19 protein-coding genes are annotated in these 25,076 nt (G+C 70.5%); 6 read left to right on the top strand and 13 right to left on the bottom strand.

Features of this window, described 5'->3' with window-relative positions; genetic code table 11:
• Positions 1 to 30 precede the first annotated feature (30 nt).
• From pstC to phoB, 5 genes are read left to right on the top strand one after another with little or no spacing between them, the layout of a single operon-like run.
• The gene (gene pstC, locus ELI80_RS03545) at positions 31 to 1,485 is read left to right on the top strand and encodes a phosphate ABC transporter permease subunit PstC (RefSeq protein WP_136649606.1); all 1,455 of its coding nucleotides are present in this window, start codon (positions 31 to 33) and stop codon (positions 1,483 to 1,485) included.
• Positions 1,482 to 2,846 carry a phosphate ABC transporter permease PstA gene (gene pstA / locus ELI80_RS03540; protein ID WP_136649605.1) on the top strand — a complete coding sequence of 455 codons (1,365 nt, stop codon included), beginning with the start codon at positions 1,482 to 1,484 and terminating at the stop codon, positions 2,844 to 2,846. The genes pstC and pstA overlap by 4 nt, the downstream gene beginning before the upstream one ends.
• A 15-nt stretch (positions 2,847 to 2,861) precedes the next feature.
• Entirely contained in the window at positions 2,862 to 3,665 is an 804-nt protein-coding gene (pstB, locus tag ELI80_RS03535; RefSeq protein ID WP_136649604.1) for a phosphate ABC transporter ATP-binding protein PstB, read from the top strand.
• A 30-nt stretch (positions 3,666 to 3,695) separates the two neighbouring features.
• A complete protein-coding gene (gene phoU / locus ELI80_RS03530; protein ID WP_136649603.1) occupies positions 3,696 to 4,418 on the top strand; it encodes a phosphate signaling complex protein PhoU in 723 nt (240 codons plus the stop codon).
• A gap of 3 nt (positions 4,419 to 4,421) precedes the next feature.
• Entirely contained in the window at positions 4,422 to 5,114 is a 693-nt protein-coding gene (gene phoB, locus ELI80_RS03525) for a phosphate regulon transcriptional regulator PhoB (RefSeq protein WP_136649602.1), read from the top strand.
• 228 nt (positions 5,115 to 5,342) lie between these two features.
• On the opposite strand, the gene ELI80_RS03520 is transcribed toward phoB, so the two are convergent.
• From ELI80_RS03520 to ELI80_RS03485, 10 genes are all read right to left on the bottom strand, one after another.
• Positions 5,343 to 7,625 carry an FdhF/YdeP family oxidoreductase gene (locus ELI80_RS03520; RefSeq protein ID WP_136649601.1) on the bottom strand — a complete coding sequence of 761 codons (2,283 nt, stop codon included), beginning with the start codon at positions 7,623 to 7,625 and terminating at the stop codon, positions 5,343 to 5,345.
• A 103-nt stretch (positions 7,626 to 7,728) separates the two neighbouring features.
• Complete coding sequence (locus tag ELI80_RS03515; protein WP_136649600.1) at positions 7,729 to 10,095, bottom strand: glycosyltransferase family 4 protein; 2,367 nt, start codon at positions 10,093 to 10,095, stop codon at positions 7,729 to 7,731.
• Entirely contained in the window at positions 10,088 to 11,035 is a 948-nt protein-coding gene (locus ELI80_RS16165; protein WP_201740540.1) for a zinc-dependent alcohol dehydrogenase, read from the bottom strand. The genes ELI80_RS03515 and ELI80_RS16165 overlap by 8 nt, the downstream gene beginning before the upstream one ends.
• 136 nt (positions 11,036 to 11,171) lie before the next feature.
• Positions 11,172 to 12,209: a Gfo/Idh/MocA family protein gene (locus tag ELI80_RS16160; RefSeq protein WP_201740539.1), complete on the bottom strand. Its 1,038-nt coding sequence runs from the start codon at positions 12,207 to 12,209 to the stop codon at positions 11,172 to 11,174.
• Positions 12,100 to 13,260, bottom strand: coding sequence for a glycosyltransferase family 4 protein (locus ELI80_RS16155; protein ID WP_201740538.1), 1,161 nt, complete (start codon positions 13,258 to 13,260; stop codon positions 12,100 to 12,102). Before ELI80_RS16155 ends, ELI80_RS16160 begins: the two co-directional genes overlap by 110 nt.
• Positions 13,261 to 13,315: 55 nt before the next feature.
• Positions 13,316 to 15,670 carry a UDP-galactopyranose mutase gene (gene glf, locus ELI80_RS03505; protein WP_136649599.1) on the bottom strand — a complete coding sequence of 785 codons (2,355 nt, stop codon included), beginning with the start codon at positions 15,668 to 15,670 and terminating at the stop codon, positions 13,316 to 13,318.
• Positions 15,667 to 16,872, bottom strand: a complete 1,206-nt coding sequence (locus ELI80_RS03500; protein ID WP_201740537.1) for a glycosyltransferase — start codon at positions 16,870 to 16,872, stop codon at positions 15,667 to 15,669. The genes glf and ELI80_RS03500 overlap by 4 nt, the downstream gene beginning before the upstream one ends.
• A gap of 104 nt (positions 16,873 to 16,976) precedes the next feature.
• Positions 16,977 to 17,795, bottom strand: coding sequence for a metal ABC transporter permease (locus ELI80_RS03495; protein WP_136649598.1), 819 nt, complete (start codon positions 17,793 to 17,795; stop codon positions 16,977 to 16,979).
• A complete protein-coding gene (locus ELI80_RS03490; RefSeq protein ID WP_438943049.1) occupies positions 17,795 to 18,661 on the bottom strand; it encodes an ATP-binding cassette domain-containing protein in 867 nt (288 codons plus the stop codon). Before ELI80_RS03490 ends, ELI80_RS03495 begins: the two co-directional genes overlap by 1 nt.
• On the bottom strand, positions 18,634 to 19,104 hold the full coding sequence (locus ELI80_RS03485) for a transcriptional repressor (protein ID WP_136649597.1): 471 nt from the start codon (positions 19,102 to 19,104) through the stop codon (positions 18,634 to 18,636). The genes ELI80_RS03490 and ELI80_RS03485 overlap by 28 nt, the downstream gene beginning before the upstream one ends.
• An 83-nt stretch (positions 19,105 to 19,187) precedes the next feature.
• On the opposite strand from ELI80_RS03485, the gene ELI80_RS03480 reads away from it, so the two are divergent.
• Complete coding sequence (locus ELI80_RS03480) at positions 19,188 to 20,249, top strand: zinc ABC transporter substrate-binding protein (RefSeq protein WP_136649596.1); 1,062 nt, start codon at positions 19,188 to 19,190, stop codon at positions 20,247 to 20,249.
• A gap of 7 nt (positions 20,250 to 20,256) precedes the next feature.
• Here ELI80_RS03480 and ELI80_RS03475 read toward each other — a convergent pair whose 3' ends face one another.
• Genes ELI80_RS03475 through mdoH form a run of 3 tightly spaced genes read right to left on the bottom strand, consistent with a single transcriptional unit; the run spans position 20,257 to position 25,069 of the window.
• Positions 20,257 to 21,804 carry a malonate--CoA ligase gene (locus ELI80_RS03475; protein ID WP_136649595.1) on the bottom strand — a complete coding sequence of 516 codons (1,548 nt, stop codon included), beginning with the start codon at positions 21,802 to 21,804 and terminating at the stop codon, positions 20,257 to 20,259.
• Between the two features lie 50 nt (positions 21,805 to 21,854).
• The gene (gene opgC / locus ELI80_RS03470) at positions 21,855 to 22,979 is read right to left on the bottom strand and encodes an OpgC domain-containing protein (protein WP_136649594.1); all 1,125 of its coding nucleotides are present in this window, start codon (positions 22,977 to 22,979) and stop codon (positions 21,855 to 21,857) included.
• Entirely contained in the window at positions 22,976 to 25,069 is a 2,094-nt protein-coding gene (gene mdoH, locus ELI80_RS03465) for a glucans biosynthesis glucosyltransferase MdoH (protein WP_136649593.1), read from the bottom strand. The genes opgC and mdoH overlap by 4 nt, the downstream gene beginning before the upstream one ends.
• Positions 25,070 to 25,076: the final 7 nt, after the last annotated feature.

The following is a 25,076-nucleotide window of genomic DNA, read 5'->3' as shown; positions in this document are numbered from 1 at the left end:
CCGCACCGGGACGGTGCCGCGAGGGTTTGAATGTCTCCCTTCTGGATCATGGTGACCATCCTGGTGCTTGCCGCGCTGGGCTATGTCCTGGGCCGGCGACGCGCCGGTTCCGTTGCTGCGGGCGATATCCGCGGCCTTCATTCCCGCCCGACCTACTACGGCTGGAACGTCGCGCTGTTCACCGCGCTTCCGTCGCTGCTGGTGCTGCTGATGTGGGTGCTGGCGCAGCCGCTGGTGGTCGATCGCGCGATCGGGGCGAACATTCCCGAAAGCGCCGTCGCCGACGCCGGCGCGCGCGGCAGGATCATGTCCGAGGTGCAGGGCACCGCGATCTCGATCGGCGAGGCCGTCAACAAGGGCCTGCTCACCGAAGCCGAGGCGCGGTCGCTGACGCCGGACAACACCGCGCTGCTGGACCGCCTCGCGGACGAGGACATCACGCTGACGCCGAACCCCGCGGTGCTGGAGGCGGCGAAGGACTATCGCTCGATCAACCAGAACGCCTCGCGCACCCTGACAGGGCTTTCGCTGCTGCTGGCGCTCGGCGGGTTCGGCTGGGCGATGGCGCGGACCCGGCCGGACTACCGCGCCCGCAACGTGGTCGAACGCTTCATCCGCGGCTTCCTGATCCTGTGTTCGCTCATCGCCATCGCGACCACCGTCGGGATCGTGCTGTCGCTGGTGTTCGAATCCTACAACTTCTTCCAGCTCTATCCCTGGCAGGACTTCTTCTTCGGCACCGAATGGACGCCCAGCTTCGGCGGCGGGTCCAGGCTGGGGATGCTGCCGCTTCTGTGGGGCACGCTCTACATCTCGCTGATCGCGCTGCTCTTCTCGGTGCCGGTCGGGCTGTTCGCGGCGATCTACATGTCGGAATACGCGACGCCCCGCGTCCGCGGCGTCGTGAAGCCGCTGATCGAGATCCTGGCCGGCATCCCGACCATCGTCTACGGCCTCTTCGCGCTGGTGACGGTGGGGCCGCTGATCCGCGACTGGATCGCGCAGCCGGCCGGGCTCGGGAACTCCGGCTCGTCGGTGATGACGGCGGGGCTCGTGATGGGGATCATGCTGATCCCGTTCGTGTCGTCGCTGTCGGACGACATCATCAACGCCGTGCCGCAATCGCTGCGCGACGGCAGCCTGGGCCTGGGGTCCACCCCGTCCGAGACGATCCGCAACGTCGTCCTGCCCGCCGCCCTGCCGGGGATCGTGGGCGCGGTCCTGCTGGCCGCGTCGCGCGCCATCGGCGAGACGATGATCGTGGTCCTGGGCGCGGGCGCGATGGCGCAGACCAGTCTCAATCCGTTCGAGGCGATGACGACCATCACCGTGAAGATCGTGGGGCAGCTCACCGGCGACAACGACTTCGCCTCGCCCGAGACGCTGGTCGCCTTTGCCCTGGGCCTGACGCTGTTCGTCATGACGCTTGCCCTCAACGTCGCCGCGCTCGTCATCGTGCGCAAATACCGGGAGCAGTACGAATGAGCGACGCAACTTCTGCAGGTCCGCGGCGCGTGGGCGGCCCTGCCGCCGCGCGGACATCGCTGCTGGTCGCCGATGCCCGGACGAAGCGCCGCAACGCGGCCGAAGCCCGGTTCCGCGCCTATGGCGTGATCGCGATCGCGGTCGCGATGCTGGCGCTGTTCTTCCTGATGTTCACGATCCTGCGCGACGGCAGCGGCGCGTTCTGGCAGACCTACGTCAAGATCCCGGTCGCAATCGACGCCGCCGTCGTCGATCCCAAGGGGAACCGCGACCCGTCCGAGATGGACGACGTGCTGACCATGTCCTACGCGGGCGTGCTTCAGGACGCGCTCGCCAGGTGGACCGCCGATAATGGCGTTGAGATCGAGGGGCTGAAGGACTCGGATTACGCCGGCGTCTTCTCGAACCAGGCCCGCGCCCAGCTTCGCAACATGGTGCTGCAGAACCCCGAGTTGGTCGACCAGACGGTCGAGGTGCCGGTGCTGGCCGCGTCCACGATCGACGGCATGTTCAAGGGCCGCGTCACCGAGGCCTCGGCCGCGATCGACAAGCGCACCTCGGTCGCGCAGTTCCAGCTGGCCAACGCGATGGAAGAAAAGGGCGCGCTCGCCACCCGCTTCAACTGGGACTTCGTGACCCAGCCCGACGCATCCGACAACCGGGCCGAGGCCGCGGGGCTTGGCGTCGCGATCATCGGGTCCGCCTACATGATGCTGATCGTGCTGGTGCTGTCGCTGCCGATCGGGGTCGCGACCTCGATCTACCTCGAGGAGTTCGCGCCGAAGAACAAGCTCACCGACCTGATCGAGGTCAACATCTCGAACCTCGCCGCAGTGCCGTCGATCGTGTTCGGGATCCTCGGGCTCGCCGCGTTCATCAACTTCATGGGCCTGCCGCGTTCGGCGCCGATCGTCGGCGGGCTGGTGCTGACGCTGATGACGCTGCCGACGATCATCATCTCGACCCGCGCGGCGCTGCGCGCCGTGCCGCCATCGATCCGCGACGCGGCGCTGGGGGTGGGCGCATCCAAGATGCAGACGGTGTTCCACCACGTCCTGCCGCTGGCGATGCCCGGGATCCTCACCGGCACCATCATCGGCCTCGCGCAGGCGCTGGGGGAAACCGCGCCGCTGCTGCTGATCGGGATGGTGGCGTTCGTGACCGAGTACCCCGCGGCCCCGCCCGAAGGGCTGTTCGAACCCGCCTCGGCGCTGCCGGTGCAGGTCTACAACTGGACCCAGCGCGCCGATTCGGCATTCTTCGAACGCGCGTCCGGTGCCATCATCGTGCTGCTGGCCTTCCTCTTCGCAATGAACCTGGTGGCCATCATCCTGCGCCGCCGCTTCGAACGGCGCTGGTAACAGGAGTTGAACGACATGAACGACATGCGACTGGCGGAGCGCACCGTGGACACCAAAGGCAAACCGATCAAGTTCAGCTGCCGCAACGTGCAGGTGTTCTATGGCGACAAGCACGCCATCAAGGACGTGGACGTGGACCTGGAGGACAAGACCGTCACGGCCTTCATCGGCCCGTCGGGCTGCGGCAAGTCGACCTTCCTGCGGTGCCTCAACCGCATGAACGACACGATCGACGTCGCCCGCGTGGACGGCAAGCTGATGCTCGACGGCGAGGACATCTACGACCGCCGCGTGGACCCGGTGCAGCTGCGCGCCCGCGTGGGGATGGTGTTCCAGAAACCCAACCCGTTCCCGAAATCGATCTATGACAACGTGGCCTACGGGCCGCGCATCCACGGGCTTGCCCGCAACAAGGCCGAACTGGACGGCATCGTCGAAAAGGCGCTGCGCGGCGCGGCGCTGTGGAACGAGGTGAAGGACCGGCTGGGCGAATCCGGCACCGGCCTGTCGGGCGGGCAGCAGCAGCGCCTGTGCATCGCCCGCGCCGTCGCCACCTCGCCCGAGGTGCTGCTGATGGACGAGCCCTGCTCGGCGCTGGACCCGATCGCCACCAGCCAGGTCGAGGACCTGATCGACCAGCTGCGCGAGGACTTCTCGGTCGTGATCGTGACCCATTCGATGCAGCAGGCCGCGCGCGTCAGCCAGAAGACCGCGTTCTTCCACCTCGGCAACCTGGTCGAGTACGGCACCACCGACGACATCTTCACCCGCCCGCAGGACCCGCGGACGGAAAGCTACATCAGCGGCAAGATCGGCTGAGGCCGGCACCGCCCACGGGGAGAGAAGCACATGAACCGCGAACGACACATCGCCTCGGCCTTCGACCGCGATCTCGAGACGGTGCAGGCGCTCGTCGTCAAGATGGGCGGGCTGGTGGAAGCCGCCATCACCGATGCGGCGCTGGCGCTGGAAACCCGCGACGACGAGCTGGCCGAGGACGTCCGCCGCCGCGACCGCAGCATCGATCTTCTGGAGGCGCAGGTGAACGAGGAAGCGGCGCGGCTGATCGCGCTGCGATCGCCCACCGCGACCGACCTGCGGCTGGTGCTGACCGTCATCAAGATCTCGGCCAGCCTCGAACGGGTGGGTGACTACGCCAAGAACATCGCCAAGCGCAGCAACGTGCTGGCGCACATGCCGGTGATCGAGGGCGCCGGGATGGCGCTGCGGCGGATGTCGTCCACGGTCGAGAAGATGCTCAAGGACGCGCTGGACAGCTATGTCCACCGCGACGCGGCGCTTGCCAGCGACGTGCGCGCCCGCGACCTCGAGGTCGACCAGATGTACAACGCGCTCTTCCGAGAGTTCCTGACCCACATGATGGAGGACCCGCGCAATATCACCGCCTGCATGCACCTGCATTTCATCGCCAAGAACATTGAACGGATGGGCGACCACGCCACCTCGATCGCCGAACAGGTGGTCTACCTGATGTCGGGCGCCCTGCCGGACGAATCCCGCCCCAAGCGTGACAGCGTCAGCCGCGCGGGGATTCCCGACAGCGAGGATTGATCCATGACATCTCGGCAGCAGCCCTGCGTGCTGGTGGTCGAGGACGAGGGCGCACAGCGCGAAGTCCTGAAGTACAACCTTGAAGCCGAAGGATTCCAGGTCATCCTGGCCGAAAACGGGGACGAAGCCCTTCTGCTGGTGCAGGAGGAAAACCCCGACCTGATCGTGCTGGACTGGATGCTGCCGAATGTTTCGGGCATCGAGGTCTGCCGGCGCGTCAAGGCCGACCCCGAGACGCGGCAGATCCCGATCATCATGCTGTCGGCCCGGTCCGAGGAAGGCGACCGCGTCCGGGGGCTGGAAACCGGCGCCGACGACTACGTCGTGAAGCCCTATTCGGTGGTCGAGCTGATGGCGCGCCTGCGCACGCAGCTGCGCCGGACCCGGCCCGCGACAATGGGCGAGCGGCTGGCCTACGAGGACATCATCCTGGACGCGGGCGAGCACCGCGTCTTCCGCGGCGGCCGCGCCCTGCATCTGGGCCCGACCGAGTTCCGGCTGCTCAGCACGCTGATGGAAAAGCCGGGGCGGGTCTGGACCCGCGAGCAGTTGCTGGACCGCGTCTGGGGCCGCGACATCTACGTGGACACCCGCACGATCGACGTGCATGTCGGGCGGCTGCGCAAGGCGCTCATGTCGAACGGCGGCGAAAACCCCGTCCGCACCGTGCGCGGCACCGGGTATTCGCTGGGCTGAGCCGGTACTTTACCCACGGACGCAACCGGCGCGGCCTTCGCGCCGGTTCGTATCCGTAACCCCCCGTCCCTGGCGCGTCGGCTCAACTCTGCACGGGCAGGTGCAGCCGGTCGGGCACGCCCACGGTCGCGACCGATCATGCTGATGCTGGCTGCCACGCCGATGCCTGACCGCTGGTGAGCCGGCGGCGCACGGAGGCGCCGCCGGCCCGAGATCATGCCCGGCGTGTCACTCTGCCGCCATCTGCGACGGCACGACGCGGACCGGGATCGCCTTGTAGGCGGGCGTCTTGCTGTCCACGGCGTAGTGGTGCAGCGGCATCAGCACGTTCGCTTCCGGGAAATAGGCCCCGACGGCGCCTTTCGGCAGCGGGTGTTCGACCACCTGCAGCGGGCCCAGCCGCCGGTCCTTGTCGTCGTCCGACACCGTCTGCACCTCGACGCGGTCGCCCACCTTCAAGGACATGCGGGCCATGTCGTCGGGGCCCATGAACAGGATGTCCCGCGCCCCCTTCACGCCCCTGAAGCGATCGTTGTTGCCGTAGACCGTGGTGTTGAACTGGTCGTTGCTGCGCAGCGTCATCAGGCGGAACACGCCGTCGCCATGGCCCGCGAAGGTCGCGTCCAGCGCGTCGGGCAGGATGAAGTTGGCAAGCCCCGTCTTGGTTTCCCACTTCCGCTCGCGCGAGGGGAGCGGCTTGTCGAACCCGCCCGGCTCGTCCAGCCGCGCCTCGTAGTCGCGGAAGACGTCGGGCCAGATCGCCTCGATCTCGGCCCGGACCAGCGCGTAGTTCCCGGCCCATGCGTCCCAGTCCACGCGCGGGTTCGGCGGCAGGATCTCGCGCGCCAGCCGGGCGATGATCGCGGGCTCGGACATGAGGTTCGGCGCCGCAGGGGGCTTCTGCCCGTGCGAGGCGTGGATGCGGGCGGTGCTGTCCTCCATCGTGACGACCTGCTTGCCGGTGGCCTGCACATCGTTCTCGATCCGCCCGAGGCAGGGCAGGACCCACGCGCACCTGCCGGCGATGAGGTGGGTGCGGTTCAGCTTGGTCGCCACGTTGACCGTCACGTCCAGGTTGCGCCACGCCGCTTCGACCGGAACCTGGTCGGGCACCGCGCGCAGAAGGTTGCCACCAAGACTGATGATCGCCCGGACCTTGCCCGACACGATGTCTTCGCAGCCATCCGCGATCTCGTAGCCTTCCTCCTTCGACGGCTGGAAGCCGTAGCGCTCGCCGATACGGTCCAGCGGCACCTGCTCGGGGCGCGAGGATATGCCCACGGTGCGCTGGCCCTGCACGTTGGAATGGCCGCGGACCGGGCAGATGCCCGCGCCGGGCCGGCCGATATGACCGCCGATCAGCAGCAGGTTTATCAGCATCTGCACCGCCTGCACGCCCAGCCGGTGCTGGGTCAGGCCCATGCCGTAGATCCCCATCACCCGGCGCGAGCGGGCGAAGATGTCGCCCGCGTCCTGCATCTGCTCGCGCGTCAGGCCGCTTTCGCGTTCCAGTTCGTCCCAGGACTGCAGCTTGATCCAGTCCACGAAGCCTTCGTAGCCGTGCGTGTGCTCGGTGATGAAGTCGCGGTCCACGACCTCGCCCACGTCGCTGCGCTCGTACACCGCCTTGATGATCCCGGCGATCGCCGCGATGTCGCCGCCGGGCAGCGGCTGGAGGTAGAGCGAGCTCATCTTGGTCGCCCGCTGCGTCAGCATCTGGACCGGGTTCTGCGGGTTCACGAATTCTTCCCAGCCGCGTTCCCGCATCGGGTTGATCACGATGACCGGCACGCCGCGCTGCCGCGCCTTCTGCAGCGGGTGCATCATCCGCGGGCTGTTCGAGCCCACGTTCTGCCCCACCGCGAAGATGCAGTCGGTCAGTTCGAAATCTTCCAGCCGGACGCTGCCCACGGGCGTGCCCACGGATTCCTTCAGCCCGATCGAGGTGCTTTCGTGGCACATGTTGGCGCTGTCGGGCAGGTTGCTGGATCCGTAGAGCCGCGCCATCAGCTGCCACATGTAGGACGCTTCAAGCGAGGCCCGGCCCGAGGCGTAGAAGATCGCCGACTGCGGCCGGTCCGACAGCGCGCGCATCTCGCGGCCGATATCCTCGAACGCCTCGTCCCAGGTCGACGGCACAAGCCGGTCGGCCGCGGGATCGACGCGCAGCGGGACCGTGAGACGGCCCGCGCGTTCCAGGTCGTGATCGCTCCACGTCAGGAGCTCGGACAGGGGGTGGCGCTCGAAGAAGGCGGCGTCCGCGCGGGCGTCGGTCAGTTCCCACAGCGTGGCCTTCGCGCCGTTCTCGCAGAACTCGAACGGGTGGGGCTTGGCGGGCTTGGCCCAGGCGCAGCTCACGCAGGCAAAGCCGCCGGGCTTGTTCTGGTTGCGCATGATGGTCGCGGTGACGGGCCCCGAAACGGCCCGACCGAACTGCTTGGAGATGCTTTTCACCGATCCCCAGCCGCCGGCGGGGCCGAGTTTCGCGTCCAGATCCTGCTTGTCGGGCATCGGCTTCTCCTCGCGGTTATCCCGGACCAACGCGACGGGCGCCGGCCGGGTTCACCTAACTTGGATCAAGTTCGGCGGCCCTGCGGGGCCGCCGAAGGCCGGGTCAGCGTGACCGCCGCGCGATCTCGGCGGCGAGGGGTTCGTGAAGGTCGCGCGCGCCCCAGCCCGGATCGTGGCCCAGAAGGCCGTTCGGGCACAGCCGGTCGTCGTCCCAGCCGGGATGGTTCGCGATCGGGTAAAGGCAGATCCCCTCGACCCGCGCCCCCCGCCTGCGGGCGCGGGCGACCTCGTCGGCGACATAGCCGAACCAGCTTGCGCGGCGCAGGCCCTCGGTCCCCGTCTCGGCCACCATCAGCGGGCGATCGTAGCGCGCCGCCACCTCGACCAGCAGGTCCGACAGGGGGCGGTAGATCACGTCGTCCACGTCGACCGGCTTGCCGCCATGGATCCACTGGTTGTTGAAGTAGTAGTTGACGCCCACGATGTCCAAGGCCTCCGGGCCGCCGCCGATCTGCGGCCACATCCGGCCGCTCACCAGTTCGAACGCCTGGAACTGGGCGTCGTGCCAGCCATGCGCCTCCCACAGGGGGCGGCCGGTCCAGCCGGCGTGATGGATGGCGATCAGCGGTTCGGCCATGATGAAGCGGGCGCGCGGGTCGATCGCGCGCAGTTCGTCCACCGCGGCGAGGTAGGCACGGGCGAGCTGGACCTTCAGCTCGTAGCCGCGGCCTGCCGCGAAGGGATTGAGGTAGCGCGCGTCGCCCCCGGCCCAGGCGAAGAAGCTCACCTCGTTGACGGGGCACCAGAACGGCACCGCGTCGGTCAGGTTCCTGACATGCAGGCCCACGGCGCGGGCGAAGGCGGCGAAGCGCCTGACGAACTCGGCCGACCAGATGTCGATGTCGTCGGGCCAGCCGTAATGCAGCAGGTCCCAGATCACCTGCGTGCCGGTGTCGCGCGCGGCCTCGATCATCGGGGTGAGGCTTGAGAAGTCGTACCGGCGAGGCTCGCGCTCGATCAGGTGCCAGCGGGCGGCGTCGCGGCAGGCGCGGATGCCGAGGCTGCGCAGCTGGCGGTAGTCCTGCGCCGCATGGGCGTCGTGCCCGGTCGAGGCGAGCACGTCGAGCCGCGTCCCGTTCCGCAGCAGGTGGGTGGAGCTTTCCCAGCCGCCCAGGACGAAGCTTTCGAACGTCGCGGGCGGCGGCGCCGGCGCGCGTTCGTCCAGCACCTCGGCGATCAGCCGTTCCCATTGCGGGACCACGACCTCGGCGGAATAGGTCGCCTCGACATGGGCGCGCAGCGCGCGGCCCAGGCGCTGTCGCAGCGCCGCGTCGCGCGCCAGCCGCAGCATCGCGCCCGCCACCGCGTCGGGGCTTTCGTGCGGAACGAAGATGCCCGTCTCGCCGTCCCTGATCTGCTGCAGCGCGCCGTTGTCGGGCGTCGCGATGACGGGCAGGGCGGCAGTCCCGGCTTCCGCGATGACGTGCGGCATTCCCTCGTCGCGCGAGAGCCAGCAGAACCCGTCCATCGCCGCGAGCAGGTCCGGCACGTCCTTGCGGTCGCCGATGAATTGCAGGCAGCGGTCAAGCCCGAGATCGCGGGCGAGTGCGTGCAGTTCGTCGCGGTATTCCGGCATGAAGGCGTCGGGGCCGCCGATCACGACGAAGCGCGCCTGCGGCTCGGCCCGCGCGACGATCGCGGCGGCGCGGATGAAGTCCTCGACCCGCTTCTTGCGGTCGAGCCGCCCGACCCAGCCGAACAGGACCTGGTCGTCCGCGATCCCCAGCGCGGCGCGCAAGGGCGCGCGCCGACCCGGGTCGAACTCTGCCAGGTCCACCATCGACGGGATTTCCAGCGCGTGCTGCGGCCGATCCGGCATCTTAGAGGCCGCCGCCTCGCGGATGCTGTCGCACACGCCCACGTAGCGCGCGGTGAAGTGCTTCGGCCCCGACAGCGCCTCGCGGACCAGCCCGCCGTGTTCGATCAGCGGCGGGCGCACCGCCAGCCGTTCCAGGGCCGGATAGATGTCGGCCACGTCCTGCGACGAGATCACGACATCCGCCCCGCTGATCTTGCGGCGCAGGTAGTCGATGGTGTCCTCGAACCCCAGCGAATAGGGGGTTGTGTCCACGTGGACGCCGAGCGCGCGCAGCTGCTCGTGGCTCTGGTCCGGCATCCCCTCGCGGCGGAAGCAGGGGATCACGTCGATCCGGTAGCGCGATCGGTCGAGCGTCCGGGCGAGAAGCCGCACCTCCGTTTCCTCGCCGCCGACGACGAGCCAGGCGAAGACCCACAGGATGCGGATCTTGCCGGCGTCGGGATGCGGCACGGGGATGTGGCCGGACCCGAGCGCCTCGGCCACGCGGGCGTCCTCGCGCTCACGGTCCGACAGTTCGCGCGGGTGCGACGCTTCCGGGGCGGCGGTGACGGCCGCCGCCTCGGTTTCGGTCAGGGAAGTGTGCTCATTCATGGGCGAACACGATCTGCAGGAACTCGGGACGGTCCTGAACCAGGTGGCGCAGGAACCCCGGCGCGTCGTCGTAGGGGACGACGTGGGTGATCATGTGCTCGCGGATCAGGTCGCCCTCGTCCGCCAGCAGGTGCAGGGTTTCCTGCGCGAGCCGGCGCTGGTCCCAGTCGTGCGCCAGCTGCCGCGGCATCCGGTTGATCTGCGCGCAGCGGATGGACAGGCCGTTGTGGTGGAACTCTTCCCCCAGCCGGGCGCCGTCCATGCCGCCCTGGTAGAAGGCGAGGTCGATCACCGTTCCCTGCGGGCGCAGGGCCCGCAGCGCGAGGTTCAGGCTGTCGGACCGGGCGCGGGTCTGGAACACGTACTCCGCGCCGCGCCCGCCCGTCTTGTGGTGCCAGCGCGACTTGGCATGGCGCCACGCCTCGTCCTCGCCCATCGCGTCGAAGCCCATGCGCCGGGCGAGGTCCTGCCGCCAGGGCGAGGGGTCCACGACGACGACTTCCGACGCGCCGCCCTGCCGCGCGAAAAGCGCGCAGAACAGCCCCACCGTCCCGCCGCCCCAGACCAGCACCGGCCGCCCCTCGACGCCCGCGCCGAGATAGGGAACCGCGGCCCCGAACTGCTCGGCGTCCGCGTGCAGGATCCCGTTCGCGGCGATCGGCCCCATCTGCGCCACGAAGATCCCCAGCATCGGGTCCATGCCGTCGGGCATCTTCAGCAGCAGGTCGCGGCCCGGATCGGCGGTGTGACCGGTCTTGTGGCCGAAGCTCGTCGCCACCGCGTTCCCGTAGGAGAAGCCATGCGCCCGGCTGTCGATGACGCGCCCGACCTCCATGTAGCCCAGGAAGTTGACCGGGAACCGCGCCGACGGCTCGCCGGGAACGAACACGCCCTGGCCTTCGTCCCAGCGGGAATGAAGGTAGGGGTTGGTGCCCTTCATGAACGTGAGCTCGGTCCCCGCCGATAGGCCGGTGTACATCAGGTCGAGCCGGACCTGGCCATCGCCCGCCGGGCCTTCGTCGTAGCCGAAGAAGTAGGGCTCGTTCTCGCGCTCGATCCCGAGGCTGCGGATGTGCCTATGCTGATGCGCCAGCGCCGGAATCCGCCGCAGCGGCTTGACGAAAAAAGGGCTGCGGGTTCGACCGCAGCACCTCCATCTTCACGAGGGCGCCGGTCGCGGCCGACTTCGAGACGGCAAGCGCGACGCGGTGCGTCTCGAGCGCCTCGGCGTAGGGGCAGCGGATGCGGTTCTCGCGGCCCTGCACGGCGTCGATGAAGTCGCGGTCCTCGCGCCAGACGGGGTCGCCCTCGGCATGGCGCACCGGGCGGCCGTGGCCCGTGTCGATCATGATGTCGTGGTCGGTGATCTCCATCGCCAGCGCGTCGGCGAAGACGTGCAGGCCGACGCGGTGGTTCCAGCGCAGGAGGCAGGTCGCCGCGAGGTTCGCGATCGTGCCCGACGCGAAGCGCAGGCTCGCCGTGGTCGCGGTGGGCACCGTCAGCCCCTCGAAGTCCTGCCGCGGGCGGTGGCTCGCCAGCCCGAACACCTCGGTCACGTCGCCCGACAGGAACCGGGCGAGGTCGATGATGTGGGTCGCCTGCTCGACGACCTGGCCGCCCGACGCGTCCTCGCGCCACCACCACTGCGGCGGCGGGGTCTGGTCGAGCCAGAAGCCGGTCATCAGCTGCGCCGGGTTGTCGGCCAGCCGCGCGCGCGCCTCGTCCACGGTGTCGAGGTAGCGCCAGTGATAGCCGACGGCGGTGATGAGGCCCGCGCGCTCGACCTCGGCCGCGATCTCCTCGGCAAGGCCGAGGTCGAGGGACAACGGCTTTTCCACGAAGAAGGGCAGGCCCCGCGCGATGCAGGCGCGTTCCGCGTCGCCATGGGCGAAGGGCGGCACGCAGATGTAGACGGCGTCGAGTTCGACCGCGTCCAGCATCTCGGCATGAGTGGCGAACGCCTGCGCGCCGAAGCGCCCCGCCGCTTCGCCCGCCCGGTGCGCGTCAGGGTCGGCCACCGCCACGATCCGCACGTCGTGCATCTGTTCCAGGACGCCGAAATGCCGGTGGGCGATGCCCCCCGCGCCGATGAAGCCCAGACGTGTCGTAGTCATGTCCCGAAGTCCTTTGTCGTTGGCCGCGCAGCACGGCGGCATAGAGCTGGGCGGTATCCTCGCCCATGCGGGTTGCGGTGTAGAATGCATCATAGCGCGCGCGCTGCGACAAGGCGGTGGCAGCGCGTGCCGCTGCGTCGTCGATCGCGGCCGCCAGCGCGCGGGCCAGCGCGCGGGGGTTGGCGGGCGGGACGAGCCACGGGTGGTCCGGCCCCAGCGCCTCGGTCACGCCGCCGATGCGGGTGGCGATGACGGGAAGGCCATGCGCCATCGCCTCGAGCACGACCAGCGGCAGGCCCTCGAACGAGGAGGGGAGCGCGAGGAGGTCCGCCTCCGCCATCAGCGCGGGCACGTCGTCGCGCGGCCCGAGGAACTCGACGTCGAGCCCGTGCCGCGCGGCGCGCGCGCGGATGCGGCCCTGTTCGGGGCCGCCGCCGACCAGCCGCAACCGGGCGTGGGGATGGGTGCGCGCCAGCCGCGCCATCGCGGTGATCAGGGTGCGGTGGTTCTTCTGCGGGGTGAACCGGGCCACGCACAGGATCGTCTGCGGGGCGTCCTTGCGCCGCGCCGGGCGATCCGCGCCCGGGCCGGCCTCGATTCCGTTCGGGATGCAGGCCATCGGCACGCGCGGCCCGCCCATCGTCGCCAGCACCGGCCGCCAGCTGTCGGCGGCGGCGCGGCTGACGGTGATGACAGCGTCGAGCCGCGCCACCATGCGGGCATAGTCCGCCCGCTGCTGCGGGCAGGTGATGAGCCACGGCAGATGCTCGGTCCGCACCACGGGCGCGTCCGTCACGCCTGCAAGCCCGTGCCCTTCCCAGCCGATCCCGGCATGGACGTGGACGAGGTCCGCACCCGCGAGCGCGTGGCGCCAGCGCCCGCCGGCCGCGGTCGCCGCCGCGACCCCGAGGCGGCGCCCCTCGGCCGCGAGCGACCGGCCGGCGTCGTGGTCGGGAAAGACGAGGCGGGCGCGCCAGCCAGGGGGCAGCGCGCGCGCGAGCGTCAGCATGTGGCGGCCCACCCCGGACGGATCCGGGCTGTCGGTCGCCATCACGACGGTTCGGGTCGGGTCCGAAATCCTGGGAGGCAGCACGGCAGGCGCCAAGTCATTCCCCGGCGATCACCGACGACGTCGCAGGAAGCCGGGCGGCGAGGCGGCGATGGATCGACAGCGCCTGCCCGACCACCTGGTCCATGTTGTAGTAGCGGTAGGTGCCCAGCCGCCCGGCGAAGATCACGTCGGGGCGTTCCAGCGCCAGCGCCTCGTAGCGCTTGAACAGCGCCTGGTTTTCCGGCCGCGGGATCGGGTAGTAGGGATCGCCTTCGGCCGACGGATACTCGTAGGTGATCGAGGTCCGCGGATGGATCTGGCCGGTCAGGTGCTTGTATTCCGTGACGCGGGTGTAGGGCACGTCCTCGGCCGGATAGTTCACCACGGCGACTTCCTGCAGGCGGCGCTGGTCCAGCGTCTCGTGGCGGAACTTCAGGCTGCGATAGGGCAGCTGGCCGAAGCGGTGGCCGAAGAAGGCGTCGATCGGGCCGGTGTAGATCGTCAGCGGCGCGAGGTCGCGTTCGGGAAGGTCGTGGAAGTCCTGCCCCAGCGCGAGGTCGATCAGCGGGTGGTCCAGCATCCGCTCGAACATGCGGGTGAAGCCGTCGCGCGGCATCGCCTGGAAGCTGTCGGTGAAGTAGCGGTCGTCGGCGTTGGTGCGCGTCGGCACGCGCGAGGTGACGGACTTGTCCAGTTCGGACGGATCCAGCCCCCATTGCTTGCGGGTGTAGCCCTGGAAGAACGTCTCGTAGAGGCGCGTCCCGACCGCGTTCACCACCACGTCGCGGCTGTTCCTGATCTCGGCCACCGGCTCGGCCTGCGCGGCGAGGAAGGCCGCGACCTCGGCCTCGGTCGAGAGGTTCAGGCCGTAGAGCGCGTTGACGGTGGTGCGGTTGATCGGCATCGGCACCCGCCGGTCGCCGACCTGCGCCAGCACGCGGTGCTCGTAGGGCCGCCACGCGGTGAAGCGCGAGAGATAGTTCACCACGTCGTCGCTGTTGGTGTGGAAGATGTGGGGCCCGTAGCGGTGGACCAGCACGCCCGCCGCGTCGTGGTGGTCGTAGGCGTTGCCCGCGACGTGGTCGCGCTTGTCCACGACCAGCACCCGCTGGCCCGACGCCTCGGCCAGGCGCTCGGCAAGCACGGACCCGGCGAAGCCCGCGCCCGCGATCACGACGTCGTAGGGGCGCGCCGCCCCGCGGCGGATGCCCGGCGCGGGGAAGCGGTCGTCGCCGCGGCGTTCCACGCGGGCGGCGGCAGCCTCGGTCACGAGCCGGTTCATGTGCCGGAAGGTCGCGTCCCAGCTGAGGGTCGCGAGCATGTTGTCGGCGGCGTCGCGCCACGCGGTCGAGGGGCCGCGCGCCATCGCCAGCGCATCCGCGCAGGCGGCGATGAAGCCGGGCCGGTCGGCGGCGATCCGCACCGCCTCGGTTTCGCCGTACTGGCGGATCACGTCACGGATCGCGGTCGATACGACGGGGCGGCCGCCGGCGAGGTATTCGGGCGTCTTGGTCGGGCTGATGAAGCGCGTCGCCTCGTTGATGGCGAACGGCATCAGCGCCACGTCCCAGCCCGACAGATAGGCGGGCAGGTCGGCATACTGCTTCTGCCCCAGCCAGTGGATGTTGGCCGCGCGCGGAAGGTCGGCGTCGGCGATCTTGGCGACCGGCCCCAGCATGACGATGTGCCAGTCGGGATGCGCCGCCGCCATGTCGCGCAGCAGGTCGAGGTCCAGCCGTTCGTCGATCACGCCGTAGTAGCCGAAGCGCGGATGCGGGATCGCGGTCTGGTCGGCGGGATCGCCCTGCGCCACGCGCGCCTGCGCGAAGTGGCGCGCGTCCACGCTGGACGGGAAGGGGTGGATGTTGTCGTGCTGGACGCGCTTCGCCTCGTAAAGGCTGTGGCCGCCGGTGAAGACGACGTCGGCCGCAGCCATCAGGTCGGCCTCGTTCCGGCGCAGGTCGGCGGGGGCGAAGCGGAAGTTCGACAGCTCGTCCATGCAGTCATAGACGACGGCGCTTGCCTGCACATGCCGCGCGATCGGCCACATCTGCGGGGTGTAGAACCACAGCACGGGGTCGGCGATCCCGGTGAGCGCCAGCATCTGGTCGAGAAGGCGGGCCAGCGCGCGCTCGGTCTCCTCGGGCGAGAAGGCGCGGGGCACGCGCGGCCGGACGGCCTGCACGGTGGTGCCGGGGAAGGTATGGAATTCGAGGAACGGCAGGTGGTGGTCGACCGGGATCATCTCTTCCCAGAAGATCACGCGGCGGTCGGCGGCGAAGCGGCCGATCAGGTGCTGCGGGCGCTGCAGCACGAAATCCCAGCGCAGGTGCGAGAAGCAGATCAGGGGCGCGGGCGACGCCTGCGCCTGGACCGCCGCGGCGGTGATGGTCGGAGTGACAGAAGTCATGCGGAAACCCTTCCGGCACGATAACCGCGTGCCTTGTCAATCAGCGCCGTAAGCTGGCGGATGGAATGGGGCCACGTCCAGTTCGCCTGGACGACGGCGCGGGTGTCGAACTGCGCGGAACGCGCAATCAGGCTGGCGAGCGCTTCGTGGAAGCGGTCTTCGGGGGCGGTCAGGCCGGTGTCGGGGCGGATGTACTGCCGCCCGCAGACCAGCCGATCGTTGGCGAGCACCGGCAGCCCGGCCAGCATGTATTCGGTCAGGATCGCCGGGGCGCCGTCATCGACCCCGCACACGACCCCCACGCGGGCACGGTTGATGAGGGCGTTGACCTCGTCATGGCTGACCGGGCCGACCCAGTCGATGTTCAGGCCGCGCCGCTCGCCCTCGGCCCGCAGCTCGTCGGTCAGGTGGCCGTAGCCCACGACGCAGAGCGCGCGGACGCTGCGGGGCAGGCGGTCGAGCGCGTCCAGCAGCAGGTCGTGGCGCTTGTAGGGCTGGGTCGCGGCCACATAGACGACGTCGTAGTCCTTGGCCGCGCCGGTCGGGTGGAAGGTCAGGTCCGACGCGAAATCCGGCCCGATCGGCAGCACCTCGCAGATCGCGGCGGGGTGGCGGGCGTGGATGCGGTCGGACTGCCATTCCGATCCGGTCAGGAAGATGTCGAAGTGGCGGCTGACCTCGGGCGGGATGCGGATCGGGTCGGCGTCGATCGAGTTGTAGATGCGGATGCTGTCCTGGCAGGCATTCAGCAGCGCCTCGTTCACGCCGAGGCCCCAGACGCACAGGATCTCGGGCGCGCCGTGGCGGGCGATGTGGGCGAGCGCGTCGGCCGATCCGTAGGGCGCGGGGTGCCCGTCGGCGCGGAAGGTCCGCCGGGTCAGCCCCGCGGGCGCGGGCGGGCGCGGAGCGGCGTGGCGGTCATGGCCGCCAAGCCAGCGGCCGCTGTCGAACGGCGCGTCGTCGTGCCCGGCGAACTGCCAGACCTCGGCCCGCTCGACGAGCCCCGCCGCCACGGCGGCCAGCGGCAGCCGCTCGAGATAGCCGCCGACCACGCGGACATCGGGGGCCGAGACGTTGGCTGCGCGCGCGGGAGGCAGGTCGTGGCCTGCCCAGATGCGCGTGAAATCGGGGAGGTGATACCGGCTCGGAGCGGGCGGAACGCCGTCGCAGAAATCCGACACAGCTACGATCCGGCTCGTCATCGCGTTCCTTGTTTTCCCCATTCCGGTCCGCAGGCCGTTCACGAGACGTAAGGTCGCCGCGACCGCGATGCAGCTTGATCTTTGTTACGCAACCTTCCGCAAGATCAAAGAGTTCCTCCGGCTCGCTTCCGCCGGCCCCGCCCGACTGCGCCGACGAGCACGCCGAGCAGGAACAGGATCGTGACCGCGCAGACGATCGCCGGGCCGGCCGGCAGGTCGGCGTTCCACGCGCCGGCAAGTCCGCCCAGCACGCCCGCGATCCCGATCCCGCCGGCGGCGACGGCCATCGCCTCGGGCGTGCGGACGAGCGGGCGGGCTGCGGCGGCGGGGATGATCAGCATGGCGCTGATCAGAAGCGCGCCGACGATGCGGATGCCCGCCGCCACGACCAGCGCCAGCGCGACGTTGAGCGCCCATTGCTCGGCCTTGGGCCGGATGCCGGCGGCGACCGCCATTTCCGGCGAGAGCGTCGCGAGCAGCAGCGCCGACCAGCGCCACGCCAGCAGTGCGACCACCGCGCCCGCGCCCAGCCAGATCGTCGCGAGGTCGCCCCGCGTGACGGCGAGGATGTCGCCGAACAGATAGGCCATCAGGTCGGTCCGCACCCCTGGCACGAACGACACCGCGACCATCCCCGTCGCGAGCGCGGCGTGCGACAGCACCCCCAGCGCCGTGTCCCCCGCGTGGTTCCTGCCCGTCAGCCCGGTGACGCCCGCGGCCATCGCCAGCGCGACGAGGATCACGGCCGGGAACAGCGGCACGGCGAAGGCAAGCGACAGCGCCACCCCCAGCAGCGCCGCGTGCGCCGTGGCGTCGCCGTAATAGGCCATGCGCCGCCAGACGACGAAGCAGCCCAGCGGGGCGCAGGCCAGCGCCAGCCCGATCCCGGCGAGCGCCGCGCGGATCATGAAGTCGTCGAGCATCAGGCGTGATCCCGGGCGCGGGCGGGTTCGGCGGGGCCATGCGGCCCGTGATCGTGGCCGCATCCGGCGCGGTCGGCCCGCCCGCTTTCCCGGCCGCTTTCCCCGCCGCCGTCTTCGTCGTGGCTGTGGGTGTGGTGGTGGCGGTAAAGCGCCAGCGTCTCGGCCCCGGCCATGCCGAACAGGCTGTGATAGGCAGGGGAGAGCGAGACCTTCTCGGGCGTGCCTTCGCAGCAGACATGGCCGTTGAGGCAGATCACGTGGTCCGATGCGCGCATCACGATCTGCAGGTCGTGGCTGACCATCAGCACCGCGCAGCCGTGGCGCGCGCGCACCTGCTCGATCCGGGCGTAGAACGCGGCGACCCCCGGCTGGTCGAGCCCGGCGGTCGCCTCGTCGAGGATGAGAAGGTCGGGCTTGTCCAGCAGCGCGCGCGCCAGCAGCACCCGCTGCAGCTGACCGCCCGACAACCCCGCGATCTGCCGCCGCTCGACGCCGGGAAGCCCGGCCTCGGCCAGCGCCGCGGCGACGGCTGCGGCGGGCCTGCGGCGGGGCAGGTTCATGAAGCGCCCGACCGTCACCGGCATCGACGGGTCGATCGCGAGGCGCTGCGGGACGTAGCCGATCGTCAGCCCGGCTGCGCGGCGGATCGTGCCCGAGGTCGCGGGCAGAAGGCCGATGATCGTGCGGATCAGCGTCGACTTGCCCGACCCGTTCGGGCCGACGATGGTCACGATCTCGCCGCGCCGCACCTGCATGTCGATGCTGTCGAGGATCGGGTGCCCGTCCAGCGCGACGCTGACGCGGTCGAGCCCGATCAGGGCCGCGCCCGGCCCGCCGCTCAAGATGCGGCCCGGCAGGTCGCGCACAGGCCCTCGGCCTCGCGCACGGCGTGTTCGATGGCGAAGCCCGCGCCCTCTGCGGCCGTTTCCAGCCGCCCGCGCCCGTTTTCGGCCGGGGTCTCGATCACGCGGCGGCAGGTGCGGCAGATGAGGAAGGCGGGCATGTGCGGGTCGTCGATCTCGCCCCCGGTGCAGGCGACGAAGGCGTTCAGCGTCTCGATCCGGTGGACGAAGCCGTGCTTCATCAGGAACTCGAGCGCGCGATAGGCGACCGGCGGCTGGCTGCCCATCCCCTCGGCCCTGAGGCGGTCGAGGATGTCGTAGGCGCCGAGCGCACGGTGCTCCTCCAGCAGGATCTCCAGCACGCGGCGGCGCACGGGGGTGAGTTGCAGCCCCTCGGCCCGGCAGCGCCGCTCGACCCGGTCCATCGCGGTCGAGATGCAGGCGGAGTGGTCGTGGATCTCAGTCATGGCGCGCACCGGGGGAACAGGGCGTTGACGTCGGGAGTGTTATAACGTAACTCATGTAATAACGTTACAACACGGAGCTAGCCATGTCACGTCCCCTTCTTCCCGCCGCCGTTGTGTTCTCGCTGGCCATTCCTGTCGCGGCATCCGCGGAAAGCGGCCCCCGCATCGTGGCCGACATCGCCCCGGTCCACGGGCTGGTGGCGCGAGTGATGGAGGGGGTGGGGGAACCCGCCCTGCTGGTGCGGCCGGGCGCGTCGCCCCACGGCTACGCGATGAAGCCGTCCGAGGCGGCGGCGCTGGCCGAGGCGCAGGCGGTGTTCATGGTCGGGCTGGAACTGACCCCGTGGCTGGTGAAGCCGGTGGAAACGCTGGCCCCGCAGGCGGCGCGCGTCGCGCTGCTGGACGCGCCCGGCACGCTGCGGCTGCCGAACCGCGTGGGTGCGACGTTCGAGCCGCATCATCATCACGACGGCGAGGGTCACGGGCACGGCCATACGCATGACGACCACGCGCATGACGGTCACGCACACGACGACCACGCGCACGACGATCATTCTCACGACGGCAAGGCCGACGAGGGACACGACCACGCCCACGCCCACGATCACGACCACGCCCACCACCACGCTGAGGGTGGCACCGACCCGCACGCCTGGCTCGACCCACGAAACGGCAAGGTCTGGCTCACCGCCATCGCCGCCGAGCTGTCGCGGATCGACCCGGCGAACGCCCCCGTCTACGCCGCCAACGCGGCCGAAGGCGCGGCAGAGATCGACGCCGCCGAGGCGGAGGTCCGGGCCGAGCTGGCGGAACTGCCCGATCTGAACTTCATCGTCTTCCACGACGCCTATCAGTATTTCGAATACCGCTTCGACACGCCCGCGGCCGGGTCGATCTCGCTCAGCGACGCGACGCCGCCGGGCCCGGCGCGGGTGGCGGAGCTGCAGGCGAAGGTGTCGGAGCTGAAGATCGATTGCGCCTTCACCGAGCCGCAGTTCAACCCGGGCCTGCTGCAGACGGTCTTCGCCGGCACGGACGCGAAGACCGCCGTGATCGACCCCGTCGGGACCGAGATCCCGACCGGCCCGGCCTTCTACCCGGCGCTGATCCGGTCGCTCGGCGCGTCGCTCGCCTCCTGCCGCTGACCGCCCCTCAGGCGAACATGGCCCTGTGCGTCTCGCGCAGGGCCGCCTTCTGCACCTTGCCCATCGCATTGCGGGGCAGCTCGTCCGCCACGACGATGCGCCTGGGCTGCTTGAAGCGCGCGATCCGGTCCGCCATCGCCCCGGCCAGCGCACCGGGATCCAGCGTCGCCCCGGGGCGGGGGACGACGACGGCGACCACCGCCTCGCCGAAGTCCGGGTGCGGCACGCCGATGACGGCGCTTTCCAGCACCCCCGGCAGGTCGTCGACCAGCATCTCGACCTCGCGCGGATAGACGTTGAGCCCGCCCGAGATCACAAGATCCTTGGCGCGACCGACGATGCTGACGTAGCCGTCAGTCCCCTTGGTCCCGAGGTCCCCGGTGATGAACCAGCCGTCGGGGCGAAGCTCGGCCGCGGTCTGTTCGGGCATCCGCCAGTAGCCTTGAAACACGTTCGGGCCGCGCACCTCGATCATCCCGATCTCGCCGGGGGCCAGCTCAGTCTCCCTGTTCTTCTCGGGTAGCTCCACCGCGCCCGCGTCAGGCGGCGCTGCCTCGCCCATGATCCGCACCTCAACGCCGGGAAGCGCCGGGCCGACCGACCCCGGCCGCCGCTCGCCGTGAAGCGGGTTCGACGTGGTCATGTTCGTCTCCGTCATGCCGTAACGTTCGAGGATGCGCTGGCCGGTCCGTTCCTCGAACAGGCGGTGCGTTTCCGGCAGTAGCGGCGCGGAGCCCGAGATGAACACCCGCACGTCCGCTGCCACGTCGCGCGTGAAATCCCGCCGGTCCAGCAGTCGGGTGTAGAAGGTCGGCACACCCATCATCATCGTGGCGCGCGGCAGCAGCGACACGGCCTCCGACGGGTCGAAGCGCGGCCGCCAGATCATCGCGCCGCCGGCCAGCATCAGCGTATTGCAGGCGACGAACAGGCCGTGGGTGTGAAAGACCGGCAGCGCGTGAAACAGCACATCGGCTCCGGTGATCTCCCACGCGTCCGTCAGCGTGCGCGCGTTCGACAGCAGGTTGTCATGCGACAGCATCGCCCCTTTGGACCGCCCGGTAGTCCCGGAGGTATAGAGGATCGCCGCGAGGTCGTCCGGGCGCCGCGCCGCCGCCGGCTCGTCCGCGGCCATCGCCCCCGCATCGTCCGTCAGCGTGCCCGCGCCCGCTGCATCCAGCGTGAAGACCTTCGCGGCGGCCGAAGCGGTCCGCGTCTCGGCTTCGCGCGCGGGATCGCACACGATGGCGACGGGCTCGGCGTCGCCCACGAAATAGGCGACCTCGGCGGCGGTATAGGCCGGGTTCAGCGGAAGGAAGACGCCACCCGCCCGGATCGTGCCAAGATAAAGGGCAAGCGCCTCGGGCGACTTCTCGACCTGCGCCGCGACGCGGTCGCCAGGTTGCAGGCCGGACACGGTCAGAAGCGCCGCGATCCGGGCGGCGCGGTCGCGGATCTGCGCGTAGGTGACGGGCGCGTCGCCCGGCAGGATGAGGCAGGGGGCGTCGGGGGCCGCGGGGCCTGCGACGAGTGCATCATAGAGGTGGTTGCTCATCGCCCGCTCCGATCTTTGCCGGGAACCTTACGGCGCGACGGGCCTCGCCGCTAGCCCGAAGCGCGGGCGGCGCCGACCAGCGGCAGCCGGTCGCGGTTCAGCCACAAGGCGGCCACGCCCCACAGCGCCACGATGACGAACAGGTCCACCGTCAGCCGCCAGGCCGCGTCAGAGCCCATGAAGTTCGTGGCGAGGGCATCGCCGAGGATCGACAGCAGCACGCAGGCCACGAACGAGACGAGGCCGCCGCGGCCCGTCGTCGCCAGCGCCCGTCCCGGCAGGGTCGCGGCGAACCAGCCCAGCGGACGCGCCAGCGGCACCGCGACCTGCCACGCCCAGGCGATCACCGCCACAAGCCGGACCCAGTCGAGCCCCCATTTGTCGACCGTGCCGACCGCGTGCCACATCAGGTCGGCCAGGTGCTTCGCCTCCGGGCCCATCCGCCACAGGAGCGCCATCCCCGTGCTGTAGAGCGCCGCGAAGACGGCGAGCGGGGTCACGACCGCGCTGCGGGGGCGCAGCACCTCCATGATCCGGCGGCGGAACAGGCCCATCGCGGCGCCCGCGAAGAACAGAAGCTGCCAGGCGAAGGGGTTGAACAGCAGCCCGCCCCCGGCGCGCTCGTTGGGCAGCATCGCGTTCAGCGGCGGCGCCACCAGCCACAGCGCGACGGACCCCGCCGCGAACAACGCGGGGCGGCGCGCCAGCACCGGCAGGACAAGCGGCACGGCGGCGATCAGGACGACGTAGAGCGCGAGCACGTCGACCAGGTTCGGCTGCATCCACAGCGACATGACGGCGCCGAGATAGCCCGCCGGGTCCCGCGCCAGCCAGTCGCCGTAGCCGCTCCACACGGCGGTTTGCGACAGGCCCCGCGCGCTCAGCAGCGCCGACAGGACCGCCAGCAGGACGCTGCCGGCGACCAGCGCCCACCAGACCTGCAGCGCGCGCCGGGCGAAGCGCCGGCGGGCGGCTGCGGTTCCCTGCGCCGCATCGATCTTCAGCCAGACCAGGCCGACGAGGAAGCCCGACAGCAGGACGAACAGCTCGGCCGCGTCGAAGACGGCGAAGTTGTTCAGCGTCGCCGCCCGCAGCACCCCCGCGGGCATGTGGTTCAGCATGATGCAGACCAGCGCGTAGCCGCGCAGCATGTCGAGCGCCGCGTTCCGGTTCATCGCGGCAGCGCGGCCCAGCGGTCGAGAAGCTCGGGCTCGGAAAACAGCGCGAGCCGCTCGGCCGGGTCGAGGAAGGCCAGCGCCTCGGACCGGGTGGATGCGACGGCGATCTTGGCGCCCGCGGCGATGGCGGGCAGGCGCGTGGCCGCGGGCGCGTCGACCGGCGGCGGCAGCAGGACTGCGTGGGACGCCCGCAGGGCGTCATCGCTCCCCAGCCGCTCGGCCGGGTCGTCGGGCGTGCGGAGCTGGCGTGCATGCGCGAGGGACGCGGTGAGGACGGCGGGCGTCCGGCGTTCCTCGGGCGTGACCAGCAGCCCCGCCATCCGCGCCCAGCGGCCCAGCACCGACGACGCGGTCAGCCGCGACACGAGAGGCGACAGGATCAGCCCGGCAAGGATCGGCAGCAGCCAGATCAGCTGCCCGGGCGACAGATACCAGATCAGCGCCAGCACCACGACGCCCCAGAAGACGTGGACCCAGTGGCGCGACCACACGACCTGCCACGACGGCATCGCGCCCTTGCGGACCTGGCTTTCCCAGCCCGAGTTGCGGCCGCGCAGGATGTCGAAGATCTGACGCGACTGGATCAGCATGGCCACGGGCGCGATCAGGGTGGACAGCACGAACTCGAACATCGCGCCGGCGGCGAGCCGGCCCATGCCGCCGGACGCCGCTTCCAGCGGGCGGCCGCGGGCGCGCAGGACGGCGAAGACCTTGGGCAGCAGCAGCAGCGCGACGGCCGCCGCGAACAGCCACTTCATCCGGGTGGGATCGAAGGTCGGCCAGGTCGGGAACATCTGGTAGGTCTGCGGAAAGTACTCCGGCGTCACGAGGATCGCGTGCGCGGTCAGCGCAAGGCCCACGACGATCATCGCGAGCCAGATGGGGCTCATGACGAAGCTGAGGACGCCGATCACGAAATGCGCGCGGCTGACCCAGGTGAAGCCGCGCGCACCGATCACGCGCAGGTGCTGCAGGTTCCCCTGCGCCCAGCGGCGTTCGCGCACGGCCATGTCGAGAAGCGTCGGCGGGCACCCTTCGTAGCTCGCGCGCAGGTCCCAGTCGAGCCGGACCTTCCAGCCCGCGCGCCGCAGCAGCGCCGCTTCGACGAAGTCGTGCGACATGATCGTGCCGCCGAACGGCGGTTTTCCGGGCAGGTCGGGCAGGCCGCAGCAGCGAGCGAACGCCTCGACCCGGATCATGGCGTTGTGGCCCCAGAAGTTGCCGTTGTCGCCCGACCATGCGGCGACGCCGCGGCCCACGGCGGGGCCGTAGACGCGGCTCGCGAACTGCACGACGCGGGCGTAGATCGTCTGCCCGCCGACCAGCACCGGGATGGTCTGGATCAGCGCCAGCGCAGGGTCCGCGGCCATCCGCGCGCTCATCTCGGCGATCACGCGGCCCGACATGACGCTGTCGGCATCGAGCACGACCATCTGGTCGTAGCGCCCGCCCCAGCGGCGCACGAACTCGGCCACGTTGCCCGCCTTGCGCCCCGAATTGTCGGTGCGGCGGCGGTACCAGACCGGGATCGGGCAGGTTTCCCGCATCTGCGACACGGCCAGCGTCTCTGCCACGAAGGCGTCGGGTTCGCGGCTGTCGGACAGGATGAAGATCTCGGCCCGGCCGGCCAGCCCCTCCGCCTCAAGCTCGTCGGCGAGCGCGGCGAGCAGCGACAGGCTGGCCGACGCGTCCTCGTGGTAGACGGGCATCACGAGCGCGATCCGGGCGTTGCCGGGGTCGGCGGGGGTGCGCGGCAGCTTCGCGCACAACCCGGCCACAACGGAACAGAAGCTGAACCCGACCCATCCGAAGGTGATCGAGAACAGGACCAGCAGCACGTATTGCAGCGCCTGCAGCGAGCCGCTGAGCACCAGCCACATCTGCCAGAACCCCAGCGCCGTGATCAGCGCGCCGCCCCCGAAGGCGATGATCCGCGCCAGCACCACCTCGCGCGTGGGGCGCAGCCTTGCGGGGCCGCGCGGCGGGGCTGCGCGGAAATCCTGCGTCGGCATGTCGAGCGGCGCTTCGGGCGGCGTCGGCCCGCCGCCCGCATGGACCGGCATGGCCGCGCTGGGCGGCGCGGCCATGCCGCCG

It is taken from the genome of Paracoccus aeridis, assembly GCF_004923205.2.
In the GTDB taxonomy this organism is placed as follows: Bacteria; Pseudomonadota; Alphaproteobacteria; order Rhodobacterales; family Rhodobacteraceae; genus Paracoccus; species Paracoccus aeridis.
Note: the sequence above shows the minus strand (reverse complement) of the source record. Positions and strands in the feature narration are given on the sequence as shown.

What these genes read in the sequence shown, in the direction of transcription:
- pstC (WP_136649606.1), top strand. Translation starts at nt 31, where the DNA reads ATGTCTCCCTTCTGGATCATGGTGACCATCCTGGTGCTTGCCGCGCTG.
- pstA (WP_136649605.1), top strand. Translation starts at nt 1,482, where the DNA reads ATGAGCGACGCAACTTCTGCAGGTCCGCGGCGCGTGGGCGGCCCTGCC.
- pstB (WP_136649604.1), top strand. Translation starts at nt 2,862, where the DNA reads ATGAACGACATGCGACTGGCGGAGCGCACCGTGGACACCAAAGGCAAA.
- phoU (WP_136649603.1), top strand. Translation starts at nt 3,696, where the DNA reads ATGAACCGCGAACGACACATCGCCTCGGCCTTCGACCGCGATCTCGAG.
- phoB (WP_136649602.1), top strand. Translation starts at nt 4,422, where the DNA reads ATGACATCTCGGCAGCAGCCCTGCGTGCTGGTGGTCGAGGACGAGGGC.
- ELI80_RS03520 (WP_136649601.1), bottom strand. Translation starts at nt 7,625, where the DNA reads ATGCCCGACAAGCAGGATCTGGACGCGAAACTCGGCCCCGCCGGCGGC.
- ELI80_RS03515 (WP_136649600.1), bottom strand. Translation starts at nt 10,095, where the DNA reads ATGAATGAGCACACTTCCCTGACCGAAACCGAGGCGGCGGCCGTCACC.
- ELI80_RS16165 (WP_201740540.1), bottom strand. Translation starts at nt 11,035, where the DNA reads ATGAAGGGCACCAACCCCTACCTTCATTCCCGCTGGGACGAAGGCCAG.
- ELI80_RS16160 (WP_201740539.1), bottom strand. Translation starts at nt 12,209, where the DNA reads ATGACTACGACACGTCTGGGCTTCATCGGCGCGGGGGGCATCGCCCAC.
- ELI80_RS16155 (WP_201740538.1), bottom strand. Translation starts at nt 13,260, where the DNA reads ATGGCGACCGACAGCCCGGATCCGTCCGGGGTGGGCCGCCACATGCTG.
- glf (WP_136649599.1), bottom strand. Translation starts at nt 15,670, where the DNA reads ATGACTTCTGTCACTCCGACCATCACCGCCGCGGCGGTCCAGGCGCAG.
- ELI80_RS03500 (WP_201740537.1), bottom strand. Translation starts at nt 16,872, where the DNA reads ATGACGAGCCGGATCGTAGCTGTGTCGGATTTCTGCGACGGCGTTCCG.
- ELI80_RS03495 (WP_136649598.1), bottom strand. Translation starts at nt 17,795, where the DNA reads ATGCTCGACGACTTCATGATCCGCGCGGCGCTCGCCGGGATCGGGCTG.
- ELI80_RS03485 (WP_136649597.1), bottom strand. Translation starts at nt 19,104, where the DNA reads ATGACTGAGATCCACGACCACTCCGCCTGCATCTCGACCGCGATGGAC.
- ELI80_RS03480 (WP_136649596.1), top strand. Translation starts at nt 19,188, where the DNA reads ATGTCACGTCCCCTTCTTCCCGCCGCCGTTGTGTTCTCGCTGGCCATT.
- ELI80_RS03475 (WP_136649595.1), bottom strand. Translation starts at nt 21,804, where the DNA reads ATGAGCAACCACCTCTATGATGCACTCGTCGCAGGCCCCGCGGCCCCC.
- opgC (WP_136649594.1), bottom strand. Translation starts at nt 22,979, where the DNA reads ATGAACCGGAACGCGGCGCTCGACATGCTGCGCGGCTACGCGCTGGTC.
- mdoH (WP_136649593.1), bottom strand. Translation starts at nt 25,069, where the DNA reads ATGGCCGCGCCGCCCAGCGCGGCCATGCCGGTCCATGCGGGCGGCGGG.